The 17081-nt window shown below is 60.3% G+C and carries 12 protein-coding genes; 2 read left to right on the forward strand and 10 right to left on the reverse strand.

Annotated features, from left to right (window positions below; translation table 11 throughout):
- Nucleotides 1–201: 201 nt before the first annotated feature.
- Genes LMH93_RS25940 through LMH93_RS25950 form a run of 3 tightly spaced genes read right to left on the reverse strand, consistent with a single transcriptional unit; the run spans nucleotide 202 to nucleotide 5404 of the window.
- A complete protein-coding gene (locus LMH93_RS25940) occupies nucleotides 202–3255 on the reverse strand; it encodes an efflux RND transporter permease subunit (RefSeq protein ID WP_003248945.1) in 3054 nt (1017 codons plus the stop codon).
- Nucleotides 3252–4319, reverse strand: coding sequence for an efflux RND transporter periplasmic adaptor subunit (locus LMH93_RS25945; protein WP_230064733.1), 1068 nt, complete (start codon nucleotides 4317–4319; stop codon nucleotides 3252–3254). Before LMH93_RS25945 ends, LMH93_RS25940 begins: the two co-directional genes overlap by 4 nt.
- Nucleotides 4316–5404: an efflux RND transporter periplasmic adaptor subunit gene (locus tag LMH93_RS25950; protein WP_004575841.1), complete on the reverse strand. Its 1089-nt coding sequence runs from the start codon at nucleotides 5402–5404 to the stop codon at nucleotides 4316–4318. Before LMH93_RS25950 ends, LMH93_RS25945 begins: the two co-directional genes overlap by 4 nt.
- A gap of 344 nt (nucleotides 5405–5748) precedes the next feature.
- Here LMH93_RS25950 and LMH93_RS25955 point away from each other — a divergent pair, with 344 nt between their 5' ends.
- Nucleotides 5749–6696, forward strand: coding sequence for an RHS repeat-associated core domain-containing protein (locus LMH93_RS25955; RefSeq protein ID WP_230064734.1), 948 nt, complete (start codon nucleotides 5749–5751; stop codon nucleotides 6694–6696).
- Between the two features lie 102 nt (nucleotides 6697–6798).
- Here LMH93_RS25955 and LMH93_RS25960 read toward each other — a convergent pair whose 3' ends face one another.
- The 7 genes from LMH93_RS25960 to LMH93_RS25990 all read right to left on the reverse strand — a co-directional run bounded on the left by LMH93_RS25960 (nucleotide 6799) and on the right by LMH93_RS25990 (nucleotide 15104).
- Entirely contained in the window at nucleotides 6799–7692 is an 894-nt protein-coding gene (locus tag LMH93_RS25960) for an ABC transporter permease subunit (RefSeq protein WP_003253739.1), read from the reverse strand.
- Nucleotides 7689–8609, reverse strand: a complete 921-nt coding sequence (locus LMH93_RS25965) for an ABC transporter permease subunit (protein ID WP_003253736.1) — start codon at nucleotides 8607–8609, stop codon at nucleotides 7689–7691. Before LMH93_RS25965 ends, LMH93_RS25960 begins: the two co-directional genes overlap by 4 nt.
- A complete protein-coding gene (gene potA / locus LMH93_RS25970; RefSeq protein ID WP_003253733.1) occupies nucleotides 8606–9748 on the reverse strand; it encodes a polyamine ABC transporter ATP-binding protein in 1143 nt (380 codons plus the stop codon). Before potA ends, LMH93_RS25965 begins: the two co-directional genes overlap by 4 nt.
- A 70-nt stretch (nucleotides 9749–9818) precedes the next feature.
- Nucleotides 9819–10913 carry a polyamine ABC transporter substrate-binding protein gene (locus tag LMH93_RS25975; RefSeq protein ID WP_185279820.1) on the reverse strand — a complete coding sequence of 365 codons (1095 nt, stop codon included), beginning with the start codon at nucleotides 10911–10913 and terminating at the stop codon, nucleotides 9819–9821.
- A gap of 156 nt (nucleotides 10914–11069) precedes the next feature.
- A complete protein-coding gene (locus tag LMH93_RS25980; RefSeq protein WP_003253730.1) occupies nucleotides 11070–12167 on the reverse strand; it encodes a polyamine ABC transporter substrate-binding protein in 1098 nt (365 codons plus the stop codon).
- 168 nt (nucleotides 12168–12335) lie between these two features.
- Nucleotides 12336–13697 carry an aspartate aminotransferase family protein gene (locus LMH93_RS25985; protein ID WP_014861359.1) on the reverse strand — a complete coding sequence of 454 codons (1362 nt, stop codon included), beginning with the start codon at nucleotides 13695–13697 and terminating at the stop codon, nucleotides 12336–12338.
- A gap of 48 nt (nucleotides 13698–13745) precedes the next feature.
- The gene (locus LMH93_RS25990; protein ID WP_003253727.1) at nucleotides 13746–15104 is read right to left on the reverse strand and encodes a glutamine synthetase family protein; all 1359 of its coding nucleotides are present in this window, start codon (nucleotides 15102–15104) and stop codon (nucleotides 13746–13748) included.
- Nucleotides 15105–15678: 574 nt separating this feature from the next.
- Here LMH93_RS25990 and LMH93_RS25995 point away from each other — a divergent pair.
- Complete coding sequence (locus LMH93_RS25995; RefSeq protein ID WP_003253725.1) at nucleotides 15679–17055, forward strand: glutamine synthetase family protein; 1377 nt, start codon at nucleotides 15679–15681, stop codon at nucleotides 17053–17055.
- Nucleotides 17056–17081: the final 26 nt, after the last annotated feature.

Genomic DNA, 17081 nt, shown 5'->3' on the forward strand with positions numbered 1-17081 from the left:
GAGGTTTGAAGGGGATTTGCGCCTGGCTTGAGGGCAATAGTAGTGAGGCGGGATTATTCTTAAAAATACTGTTTAAGAATTTTTATATAACCATTTAAAAGCACACGCCCCTTGTAGGAGCGGGTTTACCCGCGAATACGGTGGTCGATGCACCATCGCATTCGCGGGTAAACCCGCTCCTACAAGGGGCCATATGGGCCTTCAGGCGTGTTTCTGCGGCTCGCGGATCTTGTACCACGCCACGTACAGCGCCGGCAGGAACAGCAGCGTCAGCAAGGTCGCCACGATGATCCCGCCAATCATGGCGTAGGCCATGGGGCCCCAGAACACCTCGCGTGCAATCGGGATCATGCCCAGGCTCGCCGCCGCCGCGGTCAGCAGGATCGGCCGGCGCCGATGGTTGGTGGCCTCCACCACCGCATCCCACGGCGACAGGCCCTGGGCTTCGAACTCGTCGATCTGGGTCACCAGGATCACCGAGTTACGAATGATGATGCCCGCCAGCGCAAGGATGCCGAGGATCGCCACAAAGCCCATCGGCGTACCCGTAGGCACCAGCGCCAACACCACGCCAATCAGCCCCAGCGGCGCCACGCTGACCACCAGGAACAGCTTCTGCACGCTGTGCAACTGGATCATCAGGAAGGTCGCCATGAGGAACAGCATCAGTGGGATGACCTTGGCGATCGGCCCCTGGGCCTTGCTGCTTTCTTCAACCGTACCCCCCGTGGCCACTTCGTAACCGACCGGCAGCTTGCTGGCGAACTCGTCAATTTTTGGCTTCAGCTGGGCCACCAGGTCAGTGGGCTGGATCTCGCCATTGACTGATGCCTTGATGGTGATGGTCGGCTTGCGGTCGCGGCGCCACACCAGCGGCTGTTCCAGTTCGTAGCGCACGGTGGCGAACGACAGCAGCGGGATCGACGTGCCGTTAGGGGTGAGAATTTGCAGGTTCTGCAGGGTATCAGGCGAGCCACGCTCGCTGTCTTCGGCGCGCGCGACCACATCGACCAGGTAGATGTTGTCGTTGACCTGGGTGATCTGCACGCCACTGACGATGCTGTTCATCACATTGGCAACATCTTCGGACGACAGCCCCAGCTGGCGTGCCTTGTCCTGGGCAATTTCCACGCGCAGCACCTTACCCGGCTCGTTCCAGTCGTAGATCATCTCGCCGATGTGCTCGTTCTGGTCGAGCAAGGTGGCCAGCTCGATGGCGTGTTTGCGCACCTGGTCGATGTCGGCACCGCTGACCCGGTACTGGATCGGCCGGCCTACCGGCGGGCCCATCTCCAGCGATTGCACGTTGGTGCCGACGCCGACGAACTCTTCGTGCAGGATCTTCTGCAGGCGGTCCATCATGGCCTCACGCTCTTCGAAGCCCTTGCTGACAATCACCAGCTGCGCGTAGTAAGGGTTCTGCAACTGCTGATCGAGGGGCAGGTAGAAGCGGATCGCGCCCTGGCCGATGTAGGTACTCCAGTGCACCAGGTCCGGGTCGTCCTTGATCCGTGCCTCGAAGCGGTCGACCACCTTGCGCGTCTCCTCGATCGAGGCGTTCTGCGGCAGGTTGAGGTCGACGAGAATTTCCGGGCGGTCCGAGGACGGGAAAAACTGGTTCTGCACAAAACGCATGCAGAAGATCGCCAGGGCAAACAGCACCACGGTGCCGATGATGGTCAACCAGCGGTTGCGCATGCACCACAGCAACCCGCCTTCAAATGCCCGCCCGACCCGGCCAGGCTCAGCCTCGTGAGCCTTGAGCTTGTCGCCTTTGAGAATATGCACACCAAGCACCGGCGCGAAGAACACAGCCACCACCCACGACACGATCAGGGCCACGGCAATCACCGCGAACAGGGTGAAGGTGTATTCACCCGCAGAGCTGGCGTTGAGGCCGATAGGCACGAACCCGGCCACGGTCACCAAGGTGCCGGTAAGCATGGGGAAGGCTGTGGAGGTGTAGGCGAACGTCGCCGCCTGCTCCTTGCTTTCACCCATTTCCAGCCGCGTGACCATCACCTCCACGGTAATCATCGCATCGTCCACCAGCAGGCCAAGCGCAATGATCAGCGCCCCCAGCGAAATACGCTGCATGGTGATGCCGCTGTACTCCATGAACACGAACACCATGGCCAGCACCAGCGGGATCGAGCAGGCCACCACCAGCCCGGCGCGCACGCCAAGACTGACAAAGCTCACGGCCAGCACGATCACCACCGCCTCGAACAGCGCGCTGGTGAAACCGCCGACCGCCTGCTTGACCACCACGGCCTGGTCAGAAACGGTGTGTACACCGACACCCACCGGCAGGTCCTGGACCACCTGGTCCATGCGCTTTTTCAACGCCGCACCGAACACCTGGATGTTGCCGCCGGCCTTCATGCCGATGGCCAGGCCAAGGGCTGTCTGGCCGTTGTAACGGAACATTGGCGAGGGTGGGTCGACATAGCCGCGCTCGATGTCGGCGATATCAGCCAGGCGGAAGAAGCGGTCGTTGATCCTCAAGTTGACGGATTGCAGGTCTTTTTCCGAGGCAAACTGCCCGGACGTGCGCACCGAGATGCGCTCCGGGCCGGCCTCGATCATGCCGGCCGGCGTCACCGCATTCTGCGCTTGAAGTGCCTGCATTACCTGGCGCTGGTCAATGCCCAGGGCAGCCAGCTTGCGGGTGGAGAAGTTCAGGTACAGCACTTCGTCCTGGGTGCCGACCAGCTCGATCTTGCCGATGTTGGGTACATCGCGGACCTCGGCCCTTGCCTGTTCCACGTAGTCCCGCAGTTGGCGCAGGGTCAGGCCGTCGGCGGTAAAGGCATAGATCGAACCGAATACATCACCGAATTCGTCGTTGAAGCCCGGCCCCTGGATACCGGCGGGAAATTCGCCACGAATGTCCTGGATTTTCTTGCGCACCTGGTACCAGATTTCCGGGATGTCCTTGGCCTTGGTGGTGTCGCGAAGGTACACGTAGACCGTGGACTCGCCGGGGCGGGTGTAGCTTTTGGTGTAGTCGAGTGAATCGAGTTCCTCGAGCTTCTTCTCGATACGGTCGGTGACCTGGTAGAGGGTTTCGTCCTGGGTCGCACCGGGCCAGCGGGTCTGGATGACCATGGTTTTGATGGTGAACGACGGGTCTTCCTCACGGCCCAGGTTGAAGTAGGAGAAAATCCCCATCAAAAGGCCAACGAACATCAGGTACCAGACGAACGATTGATGCTTGAGCGCCCAGTCGGACAGGTTGAAGCTTCCTTTCATTGCGCATCCTCGTCGAAGGTGACCTTCTGGCCAGGCTTGAGGCTGTTGACGCCGGCAGTGACCACGCGCTCACCGGGCTGCACGCCGGCGCTCAGTACGATGCTGTCATCGGTGCGGTCGATCAGCGCCACGTCACGGGTGGCCACGGTCTTGTGCTGCGTATCGATCACCCACACCTGGGTCTTGCCGTCGCGCTCGAGCAAGGCACTCAAGGGCAGTTCGCTGCGCGGGGACACTTCCGAGCTAAGGGTCACACTGATGGCGGTGCCAAGGTGAAAGGCCGCCGGTGTGCTGGCCAGGGTCAGGCGAGCACGGCGGGTCCGGGTGGTGGCATCGGCCTGGGGCTCCAGTTCGCGCAGGCTGGCCGTGGTGTTGATGGTCGGGTCCAGTTGCGAAGCAACGGTGAAGGTCAGGCCTTTGCTCAACTGCTCGGCCAGATCGATCGGCAGGTCGATTACCGCTTCCTTCACGTCCGGCCGGGCCAGGGTCACCACGGCTTGCCCGGCGGTAACGGTTTGCCCGGCTTCGGCCTGCCACGCGGTAATCACGGCAGCGTGGTCGGTACGCAGGGTGCTGTAGTCGAGCTGGTCGCGGGCCTGGCTGACGGCGGAGCGCGCCTGCTCCAACGCCGCGCTGGTGGTTTTCAGGTTGGTCTGGGCAATATCCAGCTGTGCCTGGGCGCCTACCCCACGGTCATACAACTGCTGCTGGCGACGGGCATCGGCCTGGGCGTTGATCCACTGTGCCTGCACCTTGGCCAGATCGCCTTCGGCGGCGCGCAGCTGGTTCTGCTGGTCGGTGGGGTCCAGGGTGGCCAAGGTGTCACCCGGTTTCACCTGGGCGCCCACGTCCAGCCAGCGCCGGGCAATGCGCCCGGAAACCCGGAAGCCAAAGGTGCTTTCGAAGCGCGCCTGAATACTGCCGGCGAAGCGGCCCAGCTGCGACTGCACCTGGGGTTCGACCTTGACCGACAGCACTGGCCGGATCGCCTCTGGTGCCTCTTCTTCGCTACTGCAACCGACCAGCAGCACCCCGGCCGACAGCATCAGCAGCAGACGCTTCATAGCTCACCCCCTGGGCCCTTGGCGTCGACCTTCTGTACCTGCATGCCGGGGTGCAGCAACTGGCCGCCGTTGACCACTACGGTCTCGCCGCCTTTCAGGCCGCTGGCGACCACGATCTTGCCGGTGAGGTAACGGCGGATTTTGACTTTGCGCAGTTCCACCTTGTCGCCCTCGCCCACCACCCACACGGCAGGCTCATGCAAGGCCTTGGTCAGCGCAGACCACGGCAGCTCGATGCTGGGCCGGCCCTGGGCATTGGTGGTGGCAGTAACCGGTGCCCCCAATTGCATCCCGGGCGGCACGTCCTTGAGCCCCACCTTGACCTGCACGGTGCCGCTTTGCGCCGACACGGTGGGGGTTATTTCGCGCACGAAGCCACGGGCCTGGACCTTGGGATCGTCCAGCAGGCTCACGACTACCCCGGCATCGCTGGGCGGCGCCACCAGCAGCGACTCGTAGACGTTGAACACCGCATCGCGGTCGCCATCGACGGCCAGGCTGAAGATCGGCATGGTCGCCTGCACCACTTGGCCAACCTCGGCCTGACGCTCGGTGATGACCCCGGCGGCCTCGGAGACCAGTGCGGTGTAGCTGAGCTGCTCGTTGGCATTGGCCAGTTGCGCCTGGGCGGCCTTGAGTGCGCTCTGATTGCTGCGCAGCGCGGCCTCGGCAGCATCGTACTCGCTCTGGCTGGTGTAGCCCTTGGGCAGCAGTTTTTGCTGGCGCACGAAGGCCGCACTGGTCTGGGTGACCCGCGCCTGCGCGGCGAATACTTCGGCCTTGGCCGAGTCGACATTGTTCTGCAGGTCTTTCGGGTCAAGCCGGGCCAGCACCTGGTTGGCCTTGACGTGATCGCCCACGTCGACGCTACGCGAAATGATCTTGCCGCCGACGCGGAATGACAAATCGGTCTGCACCCTTGCCTGTACGTCGCCGGTCAGGGTGACCCTGGCAGCGAAATCGGTGGGTTGTACCTGCTGCACCCCCACCCGAGGCAGCGTCTTGGGGACCTCTTCCTTGCTACAGCCGGTGAGCATGTACAACAACCCCAGACAGATGACCGACAGCGGACGCATCAACGCCATGCTGGCTCCTTGCTTGCGCACAAATGATTTGTGGGATGCGACTGTGAGCGTAGTTCAGGGTTCGATAAACATCACTGGCGGGGGTCACGCTGGCATTTTCGTTACCTGTCCCGCCGTGCTCATGGCGAAAGGGCCGAACTTAGCCGAAGCAGCCGCCTTGAAAAGGTAAAAATCCGGGCATGCAAGAGGTCTCGGATTCAGCACGAATGCTTACTGATGACCTGACATTTCTACCAGTTGCCGGGCATTCAACCCCACCGCACACTGTGCTCAACCTGATGTTTCCACCTATGCGAGCAATAGCCAGGTAGCGCTATGCTCAACTTCGACGCCCTGGAGGTTTCGTGGCCGCTCTAACACAAACACTGCGCTTCTATCAGAACAGCCGTGTTTCTACCGAAGTCAAAGGCTCTCTGACACATTCGGTCTTCCGGCATGCGGGTGGTCTTTTAGCGCAACGCGCCTCAGTTGCTGACGAAGGTCACTTACTCATGGGCGTTAGCAATACTGACACCGTCATGACCGAGTTAGGGCATGCCGCGCTGAAGGCGTATCCCTACAGCCCTTATGGCCACTGCAACGCCCGTAGCGAATCGAATACCCTCTTGGCATTCAACGGCGAGCCGCTGGACTCAGCAACAGGCTGCTATGCGCTCGGTAATGGGTATCGTATGTATAATCCCACGCTCGAGAGGTTCTGCAGCCCAGATAATATTAGCCCATTCGGGAAAGGTGGATTGAACGCTTATATGTATTGTGCGGGTGACCCGGTAAATCGCGTTGATCCCACAGGGCACTTAAGTTTCGGTATCATTGGGGCGGGGCTTCATTATACTGCACTCGCCACCGGGCTTGTGGGAAGCGGGCTGGCGATCGCTGGAATGATTACAAAGTCCAAAAAACTAGAAATGGCTGGAGGATTTCTTTCCTTAGTAACCCTACTGATTATAGGTGCCGGGCAACTTGCCATGCTAAAAATGCGCACCATTAACGCTGCTCGGTCGGCCCCTCTCCCTGAAGATTTACCACCTTCTTACAGTCAAGCTATAAATCGCGCAAGGCCTAGTGCCCCTACAGAGCCCCCACCACCTTCTTACAGTGAAGCTTTAAATCGCCCAGAGACCCCACCACCAACTTTCAGTAAAGCTACAGGAAACTCAGCTAATCACGCAGCGGCCGCACAAGCCCTTAACTCTAATGCAGGTACGTCCAGCGTGCCTGTTAACAACAACGGCAGGACAAGCGCATTTGCCACCCAGATCAGCATGGACAATCTACGCCAACAATCATGATATGCCGACTGAGCTAAGAAAATCTGGTGAATATCAGCCAGGCAATTTCGGAGCTTGTTCGAGCCTGTTCGCGGCACTGGCTCGCCGCGAACAGGCTCTATATCAGGCTGAAGCCGTGAGCTGGCTCGGGCGCTTGACCTGCGGCTGCGAAGCGTTGGCCGCAGCACCCTCTTCGATCGCCTGTTGAATCGCCTTGCGACGACGCTCTTCGGCCTGGCGGCTGAAGTACCAGACGAAGAAGGTCACCAGCGATACCGACAGCAAGATGAGGCTGGCCACGGCGTTGATCTCCGGTTTCACACCCAGGCGCACCGCCGAGAACACTTCCATCGGCAAGGTGGTCGAGCCAGGCCCGGAGACGAAGCTGGCCAGTACCAGGTCGTCCAGCGACAGGGCGAACGACATCATGCCGCCCGCCGCCAGCGATGGCGCGATCATCGGGATGGTGATCAGGAAGAACACCTTCCACGGCTTGGCACCCAGGTCCATCGCCGCTTCCTCGATCGACAGGTCCAGCTCACGCAGGCGAGCCGACACCACCACCGCCACATACGCCGCACAGAACGTTGTATGGGCGATCCAGATGGTGACGATACCCCGCTCCTGCGGCCAGCCGATCATCTGCGCCATGGCCACGAACAGCAGCAACAGCGACAGACCGGTAATCACTTCGGGCATTACCAGCGGCGCAGTGACCAGGCCACCGAACAGCGTGCGGCCCTTGAAGCGGGTGACGCGGGTCAGCACGAAGGCCGCCAGGGTACCCAGCGCCACTGCCGCCACCGCCGTGTAGCAGGCGATTTCCAGCGAGCGCATCACCGAACCCATCAGCTGGGTGTTGTCGAGCAGGCCGACGTACCATTTGATCGACCAGCCGCCCCACACCGTCACCAGCTTGGAGGCGTTGAACGAGTAGATCACCAGGATCAGCATCGGCAGGTAGATGAACAGCAAGCCGAGCACCAGCATCAGCTTGGAGAAACTGAAGCGTTTCATGCGCGGCCCTCCATCTCTTTGGCCTGGCTACGGTTGAACAGCAGGATCGGCACGATCAGGATCGCCAGCATCACCACCGCCAGGGCGGATGCCACCGGCCAGTCACGGTTGTTGAAGAACTCCTGCCACAGCACTTTACCGATCATCAGGGTTTCCGGGCCGCCGAGCAGTTCCGGGATCACGAACTCGCCCACCACCGGGATGAACACCAGCATGCAGCCGGCGATGATGCCGTTTTTCGACAACGGTACCGTGATCTTCCAGAAGCTGTTGAAGGTGCTCGAACCCAGGTCGGAGGCAGCTTCGAGCAGGCTCGGATCATGCTTCACCAGGTTGGCGAACAGCGGCAGGATCATGAACGGCAGGTACGAATAGACCACGCCGATGTACACCGCCAGGTTGGTGTTGAGGATCTGCAACGGCTGGTCGATCAAGCCGGTCCACAGGAGGAAACCGTTGAGCAGGCCGTTGTTGCTGAGGATACCCATCCAGGCATAGACGCGGATCAGGATCGCGGTCCAGGTTGGCATCATGATCAGCAACAGCAGGACCGTCTGGGTCTCCTTCTTGGCGTTGGCAATGGCGTAGGCCATCGGGAAGCCGATCAGCAGGCACAGCAGGGTGCTGAAGAACGCCATCTTCAACGAACCCAGGTAGGCCGAGAGGTACAGCTCATCCTCGGTCAACAGCCCGTAGTTGGCCAGGTTGAGGACCAGCTGGATCTTGTCTTCGACGTAGGTGTAGATCTCGGTATACGGCGGGATTGCCACATCAGCTTCGGCAAAACTGATCTTCAGGACGATGAAGAACGGCAGCATGAAGAACAGGAACAGCCAGATGAACGGCACGCCGATCACCAAGTGCCGCCCCTCCGGGACCAGACGCTGGAAGGCTCGCTTGAGCTTGCGCAGTTTCATGACCGCAGTACCACGCCGCTGTCGTCTTCCCACCATACGTACACTTCATCGCCCCAGGTAGGACGGGTACCTTGGCGCTCGGCGTTGGCAACGAACGACTGCACGATCTTGCCGCTCGGCAGCTCCACATAGAACACCGAGTGGCCGCCCAGGTAGGCAATGTCGTGGATCTTGCCGCGCGACCAGTTGTGCTCGCAGGTTGGCTGCTGGGTGGTGACCAGCATCTTTTCCGGGCGCAGGGCGTAGGTGATGTGCTTGTCTTCCACCGAGGTGGTGATGCCGTGGCCCACGTAGATCTTGCGCTCCAGCTCCGGGCTGGCAATGATCGCGTAGCCTTCGGCGTCGTCGACCACGTCACCTTCGAACAGGTTGACGTTACCGATGAACTCGCACACCAGGCGGCTGGTAGGTGTCTCGTAGATGTCCACTGGCGAGCCGATCTGGGCGATCCAGCCCAGGTGCATGATCGCGATGCGCTGGGCCATGGTCATGGCCTCTTCCTGGTCGTGGGTCACCATCACGCAGGTTACACCCACGCGCTCGATGATCTCGACCAGCTCCAGCTGCATCTGCGAACGCAGTTTCTTGTCCAGTGCACCCATCGGCTCGTCGAGCAGCAGCAGTTTGGGGCGCTTGGCCAGCGAGCGGGCCAACGCCACACGCTGACGCTGGCCGCCCGACAACTGGTGCGGCTTGCGCTTGGCGTACTGGGTCATGTGCACCAGCTTGAGCATCTCGGCCACGCGGGCATCGATCTCGGCCTTGGGCATCTTGTCCTGCTGCAGGCCGAAGGCGATGTTCTGCGCCACGGTCATGTGCGGGAACAGCGCGTAGGACTGGAACATCATGTTGATCGGCCGCTCGTACGGCGGCATGTCGGTGATGTCGACGCCATCGAGGAAGATCCGCCCTTCGGACGGGCGCTCGAAGCCGGCCAGCATGCGCAGCAAGGTGGACTTGCCGGAGCCGGAGCCGCCCAGCAGGGCGAAGATCTCGCCCTTGCGGATTTCCAGGGACACATCGTCCACGGCTACCGTTTCGTCGAACTTTTTCGTGACCCGGTCGATCTTGACCAGCACCTGCTTGGGTTGCTGGCCACCCTCGAGGGCTTTTTTATAGGCACCGGAGGCAACTGCCATGAGTGAAACTCCCAACAAGATTTTTGTGCCCGCGTGGCCTGTTCTACGGTGCCGTCGCGGGTCTGGATTTTTACTTGCCCGACTTGACCTTGGTCCAGCTGCGGGTCATCAGCCGTTGCACCTTGGGGGGCAACTCTGAGTTCACGAACATCTTGTCCAGCACTTCCTGCGGTGGGTAAACCGCGGCGTCAGTCCTTACGGCCTGGTCCATCAGGGCGCCAGCCTTGGGGTTCGGGTTGGCGTAACCGACGTAATCACTGACCTGGGCGATAACCTCAGGTTTCAGCAAATAGTTGATGAAGGCATGCGCCTCTTTGACGTTCTTGGCGTCCTTGGGGATCGCCAGCACGTCGAACCAGAGGTTGCCGCCTTCCTTGGGAATGGCGTAGGCCAGGTTCACGCCCTTCTTCGCTTCTTCAGCACGGGCCTTGGCCTGGAACACATCACCCGAAAAACCTGCCGCGACGCAGATGTCGCCGTTGGCCAGGTCGGTGATGTACTTGGACGAGTGGAAGTAGGTCACGTACGGGCGCACCGCCAGCAGCTTCTGCTCGGCCTTGGCGTAATCCTTGGGGTCGGTGCTGTTGGGGTTGAGGCCCATGTAGTTGAGCACCGCTGGCAGCATTTCGTCTGCCGAGTCGAGGAAGGCCACACCGCACTTGGAGAGCTTCTTCATGTTTTCGGGCTCGAACAGCACGGCCCAGGAATCGATGGTATCCACGCCCAGCGCAGCCGTGACCTTGTCGACGTTGTAACCGATGCCGTTGGTACCCCACAGGTAAGGTACCGCGTACTGGTTGCCCGGGTCGTTCTTTTCCAGGCGCTTCATCAACGCCGGGTCGAGATTGGAATAGTTGGGCAGCAGGTTCTTGTCGAGCTTCTGGAAGGCGCCCGCCTTGATCTGCTTGCCCAGGAAATGGTTGGACGGCACCACCACGTCATAGCCGGTGTTACCGGCCAGCAGCTTGCCTTCCAGGGTTTCGTTGGAGTCGAACACGTCTTGCACAGGCTTGATGCCCGTCGCTTTCTCGAAGTCCGCGAGTGTAGTCGGGCCGATGTAGTCGGACCAGTTATAGAAGTGCACCGTCGGCGCCGCTTGGACGCTGCATGCCAGCGTCAGGCCCGCGCTGGCCATCAAGGCCTTGCGGAATACAGAAATAGACAAGTGGGGGTCCTCACAATCAGTGCCTGGGTAGCGACAATGCTGCCGCACACGCAAAACCGGCGCGCAACTTAACTTCGCAGCTTCGATGCCGCAATCATCAATTACCTTTCAATGGCTCTGGGCCGGCAAACCCGGCCCAGAGGTGTCGCATCAGGCTTACTTGCCCGACTTGATCTTCGTCCAGCTGCGGGTGATCACTCGCTGCACGGAAGCGTCAGGTGCAGCGATCGCGTACAGATGCTTCTTCACTTCAGCAGGCGGATAGATGCTTGGGTCGCTGCTGATGTCTTTGTCCACGAACGGGGTGGCAGCAGCGTTACCGTTCGGGAAGCGCACAGCATTGGTGATTTCAGCCATGATTTCCGGCTGCATCAGGAAGTTCATGAACTCGTAGGCCGCGTCTTTATGCTCGGCATCTTTCGGGATGGCGACCATGTCGTAGAAAGTACCGGCACCTTCCTTCGGAATGACGTAGTCCACTTTGACCTTGTCGCCCGCTTCATGGGCACGGGCCTTGGATTGCTCCAGGTCACCCGAGTAACCGACGGCTACACAGATGTTGCCGTTGGCCATGTCGCCGATGTACTTGGACGAGTGGAAATAGGTGATCGAAGGACGGATCTTGAGGAACAGGTCCTCGGCGGCCTTCAGGTCTTCTTTCTTGGTGCTGTCGGTCGGCTTGCCGAGGTAGTGCAGCGCAGCCGGGAGCATTTCGGTCGGGGCGTCGAGGAAGCTCACGCCGCAGCTCTTGAGCTTGGCGATGTTCTCAGGCTTGAACACCACGTCCCACGAATCGATCTTGTCCACGCCCAGCACAGCCTTGACCTTTTCCGGGTTGTAGCCAATGCCGATCGAGCCCCACATGTAAGGGAAGGCATGCTTGTTGTCCTTGTCGCTGGCATCGCCAACGGCCTTGAGCAGGTCGGGGTCGAGGTTCTTCCAGTTCGGCAGCTTGGACCGGTCCAGCTCCTCGTACACGCCCGCCTTGATCTGCTTGGCCAGGAAATTGTTCGAAGGCACGACGATGTCGTAGCCCGACTTGCCTGCCAGCAGCTTGGCTTCCAGGGTTTCGTTGCTGTCGAAGACGTCGTACTTGACCTTGATCCCCGTCTGCTTCTCGAACTTGGCGATGGTGTCCGGAGCGATGTAGTCCGACCAGTTATAGACGTTCAACACTTTGTCTTCAGCCTGAACAGCGGAGGCCATGGCACCCATCAGGGCGGCGGCCAGCAACGTCTTGCCCATTTTATTCATGCGTAATGCTCCAGAATTTTTATTTAGCAACTGTCCAGCAGCCAGAACCCACGGTGCAGAGCGCGCGGCGACTGAAACAGTCGCTAGTCTGGCAAGTTACAAGGCCCTGTATCAAGGAAAGCAGGGCCATGTAACGACTTAATGTCACAACGCTAGCCTAGCAAACGCTTATCGAATCGCCTCAAGGGTCAGGTCCAGGCACTTGCGCGCCTTTTCCACCAGTTCGTCGATCTCCGCATGGCTGATTACCAGCGGCGGCGCGATGATCATGGTGTCACCCACCGCACGCATGATGAGCCCGTTCTCAAAGCAGAAGGTGCGGCAGATCATGCCCACGCCCTTGCCCTCGTAACGGCTGCGGGTGGCCTTGTCCTTAACCAGCTCGATCGCACCCAGCATGCCCAGGCCGCGCACTTCACCCACCAGTGGATGGTCCTGCAGCTCACGCAAACGCTTTTGCAAATACGGTGCCGCTTCCATGCGCGCCTTCTCGACAATTTTCTCGTCACGCAGGATGCGCAGGTTTTCCAGGCCCACCGCGGCCGCCACCGGGTGACCGGAGTAGGTGAAACCGTGGTTGAAGTCGCCGCCTTCGCTGATCACCTTGGCCACGGTGTCACGCACAATCACACCGCCCATGGGGATGTAACCGGAGGTCAGGCCTTTCGCGATGGTCATCAGGTCGGGCTTGAGGTCGTAGTAATCAGAGCCAAACCACTCGCCGGTACGGCCGAAGCCGCAGATCACCTCGTCGGCGACGAACAGAATGTCGTACCTGGCGAGGATCTCCTTCACCTTCGGCCAGTAGGTTTGCGGCGGGATGATCACGCCACCTGCGCCCTGGATCGGCTCGGCGATGAAGGCAGCGACGTTGTCTTCGCCGACTTCGAGGATCTTCTTCTCCAACTGCTCGGCGGCCCAGATACCGAATTCGTCAGGAGTCATGTCGCCACCCTCGCCGAACCAGTACGGCTGAGGGATGTGTACGATGCCCGGAATCGGCAGGCCACCCTGCTCGTGCATGCCGCTCATACCGCCCAGGCAAGCACCGGCGAAGGTGGAGCCGTGGTAACCGTTGATGCGGCCGATGATGGTCTGCTTGTGCGGTTTGCCCTTCAGCGCCCAGTAGTGGCGCACCATGCGCAGCACTGTGTCGTTGCCTTCGGAGCCGGAGCCGGTGAAGAACACATGGGTCATACCCTTCGGCGCCACGTCGGTGATCGCCTTGGCCAGCTCGAGCGCAGGCGGGTGAGCGGTCTGGAAGAACAGGTTGTAGTACGGCAGCTCGCGCATCTGTTTTTCCGCCGCCTGCACCAGCTCTTCACGGCCGTAGCCGACCGCCACACACCACAGACCGGCCATGCCGTCGAGAATCTTGTGCCCCTCGCTATCCCACAAATGCACACCCTGGGCCTTGGTGATAATGCGCGGCCCCTTCTCCTTCAGTTGCTTGTAGTCACTGAAAGGTGCGAGGTGATGCTCCCCGCTCAGGGTTTGCCATTCACGGGTTTGCGGGTTGTTGACGCTCATGTGCTTCTCCGTTATTGGACCGCCGCGCTCCTGCGGCACCAGGGTTGATCAGACAGCGAACAGCAGGAACTCACGCTCCCACGAACTGATGACACGTTTGAAGTTTTCGTGCTCGGCGCGCTTGGTCGCGACATACCCGGTAATGAATTTCTTGCCCAGGTACTGCACCAGCGCACGGCTGTTTTCCATGCGTTCCAAGGCATCTTCGATGGTCAGGGGCAGGCGCAGGTTGCGGCGTTCGTAACCACGGCCCTGCACTGGCGCGCTGGCCTCGATGCCTTCGACCATGCCGATGTAGCCACACAGCAGGCTGGCGGCGATGGCCAGGTATGGGTTGGCGTCGGCGCCCGGCAGGCGGTTTTCGACGCGCCGGCTTTGCGGGCCGGCATCCGGTACACGCAGGCCGACGGTGCGGTTTTCTTCGCCCCACTCCACGTTTACCGGCGCCGAAGTGTCGGGCAGGAAGCGGCGGAACGAGTTGACGTTGGGCGCGAACAGCGGCAGCGCCTCGGGGATGAACTTCTGCAGGCCACCAATGTGGTTGAGGAACAGCTCGCTCATGCTGCCGTCTTCATTGCTGAAGATGTTCTTGCCGGTGGCCACGTCGACCACACTCTGGTGCAGGTGCATGGCACTGCCCGGCTCGCCGGTCATCGGTTTGGCCATGAAAGTGGCAGCCACGTTGTGCTTGAGCGCCGCCTCGCGCATGGTGCGCTTGAACACCAGGATCTGGTCGGCCAGGTGCAGAGCGTCGCCGTGACGGAAGTTGATTTCCATCTGCGCCGTGCCGTCTTCGTGGATCAGCGTGTCGAGGTCCAGTTGCTGCAGCTCGCACCAGTCGTAGACGTCTTCGAACAGCGGGTCGAATTCGTTGGCAGCTTCGATCGAGAACGACTGACGGCCGGTTTCCGGGCGACCGGAACGGCCTACCGGGGGCTGCAGCGGGAAGTCCGGGTCTTCGCTGCGCTTGGTCAGGTAGAACTCCATCTCCGGTGCGACGATCGGCTGCCAGCCCTTGTCAGCGTATAGCTTGAGCACTTTCTTCAGCACGTTGCGCGGCGACAGTTCGACCGGGTTGCCCTTCTTGTCGTAGGTGTCGTGGATGACCTGTGCGGTTGGCTCGATGGCCCACGGCACGAGGAACACGGCGTTCTCGTCAGGGCGGCAGATCATGTCGATGTCTGCAGGGTCGAGCAGTTCGTAATAGATGTCGTCGTCGACGTAGTCGCCGGTCACGGTCTGCAGCAGCACGCTCTCGGGCAGCCGCATGCCTTTTTCAGCGATGAATTTGTTGGTTGGCGAAATCTTGCCGCGCGTGATGCCGGTCAGGTCGCTGATCATGCATTCGACTTCGGTGATCTTGTGCTCTTTCAACCAATCGGTGAGCTGGTCGAGGTTGTTACTCATAAATACCTCAGGAGGTAAGGTGGTCCGCGACTTGATTCTGGATGGAGTCGATTGCTAAAGCAAAAACCCACGCGCAGAGCCACAGTGGATACACTGAAATCAGCTGTGTCCGTAATGAGTTCAAAAGGCAGGAAGACGAAGCGAAGGGCGGCAAGCCGCTACGAGGACGGGTCCGGGAACGCCAAACGTCAATTATTGCGGCCAGGGCGACCACGCCATTGACGAAGCTTGCAAAAACGACGGAAGTACCCGATTGCACTGCGCAGGCAGTACTTTCAGGTCGCGGCAAGCGGACCATGTGACCCTCGTATTATTGTGTTCTGGGTTGTGACCGAGCTTAGCCTTGTTCATTTTTTTACACAACACTTCCGTAAAAAATAAAACACGGCACGTTTGAGATCACCCTTTCAGGCAGAAATAGCGGATAATGGCCTGCCCCGATATGCAGCAAATCTGCCGTAGATGTGCCATTTCAGGGCGTCATGGGGTTGGCTTGACATCAGTATGGCTTTTCGGTTGACTGGTCCTGCAAGCCCCCCTTGATTGATATTTTTAACAACAAAGGTGTTGCATCATGTCGGTACCCCCGCGTGCCGTTCAGCTTAACGAAGCGAACGCGTTCCTTAAGGAACATCCTGAGGTTCTCTACGTTGACCTTCTGATTGCAGATATGAATGGTGTGGTGCGTGGCAAGCGCATAGAGCGCACCAGCCTCCACAAGGTTTACGAGAAAGGCATCAATCTGCCGGCCTCCCTCTTTGCCCTGGACATCAACGGTTCCACCGTCGAAAGCACCGGGCTGGGCCTGGACATCGGCGATGCTGACCGCATCTGCTATCCAATCCCCGACACGCTCTGTAATGAGCCGTGGCAAAAACGCCCTACCGCCCAGCTGCTGATGACCATGCACGAGCTGGAAGGCGAGCCGTTCTTCGCCGACCCGCGTGAAGTGCTGCGCCAGGTGGTGAGCAAGTTCACCGATATGGGCCTGACCATCTGCGCCGCATTCGAGCTGGAGTTCTACCTGATCGACCAGGAGAACGTGAATGGCCGCCCGCAGCCGCCGCGCTCGCCAATCTCGGGCAAGCGCCCGCAGTCGACCCAGGTGTACCTGATCGACGACCTCGACGAGTATGCCGACTGCCTGCAGGACATCCTCGAAGGCGCGAAGGAGCAAGGCATCCCGGCCGACGCCATCGTCAAGGAAAGCGCCCCGGCGCAGTTCGAAGTCAACCTGCACCACGTGCCCGACCCGCTCAAGGCCTGCGATTACGCGGTACTGCTCAAGCGGTTGATCAAGAACATCGCCTACGACCATGAAATGGACACCACTTTCATGGCCAAGCCCTACCCGGGCCAGGCTGGTAACGGCCTGCATGTACACATTTCCGTGCTGGACAAAGATGGCAACAACATCTTCACCAGCGAGGATCCCGAGCAGAACGCCGCGCTACGTCACGCTGTCGGCGGTGTGCTCGAGACCCTGCCCGCGTCCATGGCGTTCCTCTGCCCGAACGTCAACTCGTACCGCCGCTTCGGCGCGCAGTTCTACGTACCGAACGCGCCAAGCTGGGGCCTGGACAACCGCACCGTGGCCCTGCGCGTACCGACCGGCTCGCCGGACGCCGTGCGCATCGAGCACCGCGTGGCCGGTGCCGACGCCAACCCGTACCTGATGATGGCTGCGGTGCTGGCGGGCGTGCACCACGGCCTGACCAACAAGATCGAGCCGGGCGAGCCGATCGAAGGCAACTCGTACGAGCAGCTGGAGCAGAGCCTGCCGAACAACCTGCGCGATGCCCTGCGCGAGCTGGACGACAGCGAAATCCTGAACAAGTACATCGATCCGAAGTACATCGACATCTTTGTCGCGTGCAAGGAAAGCGAGCTGGAAGAGTTCGAGCACTCGATCTCCGACCTCGAGTACAACTGGTACCTGCATACCGTGTAAACGAAAACGCCGCCCCCATTGTGGGA

It is taken from the genome of Pseudomonas sp. CIP-10, from assembly GCF_020911845.1.
In the GTDB taxonomy this organism is placed as follows: domain Bacteria; phylum Pseudomonadota; class Gammaproteobacteria; order Pseudomonadales; family Pseudomonadaceae; genus Aquipseudomonas; species Aquipseudomonas alloputida.

Bases quoted from the DNA above. Each gene is read 5' to 3' on its own strand.
- LMH93_RS25940 (WP_003248945.1), bottom strand. From the start codon at position 3,255: ATGAAAGGAAGCTTCAACCTGTCCGACTGGGCGCTCAAGCATCAATCG.
- LMH93_RS25945 (WP_230064733.1), bottom strand. From the start codon at position 4,319: ATGAAGCGTCTGCTGCTGATGCTGTCGGCCGGGGTGCTGCTGGTCGGT.
- LMH93_RS25950 (WP_004575841.1), bottom strand. From the start codon at position 5,404: ATGGCGTTGATGCGTCCGCTGTCGGTCATCTGTCTGGGGTTGTTGTAC.
- LMH93_RS25960 (WP_003253739.1), bottom strand. From the start codon at position 7,692: ATGAAACGCTTCAGTTTCTCCAAGCTGATGCTGGTGCTCGGCTTGCTG.
- LMH93_RS25965 (WP_003253736.1), bottom strand. From the start codon at position 8,609: ATGAAACTGCGCAAGCTCAAGCGAGCCTTCCAGCGTCTGGTCCCGGAG.
- potA (WP_003253733.1), bottom strand. From the start codon at position 9,748: ATGGCAGTTGCCTCCGGTGCCTATAAAAAAGCCCTCGAGGGTGGCCAG.
- LMH93_RS25980 (WP_003253730.1), bottom strand. From the start codon at position 12,167: ATGAATAAAATGGGCAAGACGTTGCTGGCCGCCGCCCTGATGGGTGCC.
- LMH93_RS25985 (WP_014861359.1), bottom strand. From the start codon at position 13,697: ATGAGCGTCAACAACCCGCAAACCCGTGAATGGCAAACCCTGAGCGGG.
- LMH93_RS25990 (WP_003253727.1), bottom strand. From the start codon at position 15,104: ATGAGTAACAACCTCGACCAGCTCACCGATTGGTTGAAAGAGCACAAG.
- LMH93_RS25995 (WP_003253725.1), top strand. From the start codon at position 15,679: ATGTCGGTACCCCCGCGTGCCGTTCAGCTTAACGAAGCGAACGCGTTC.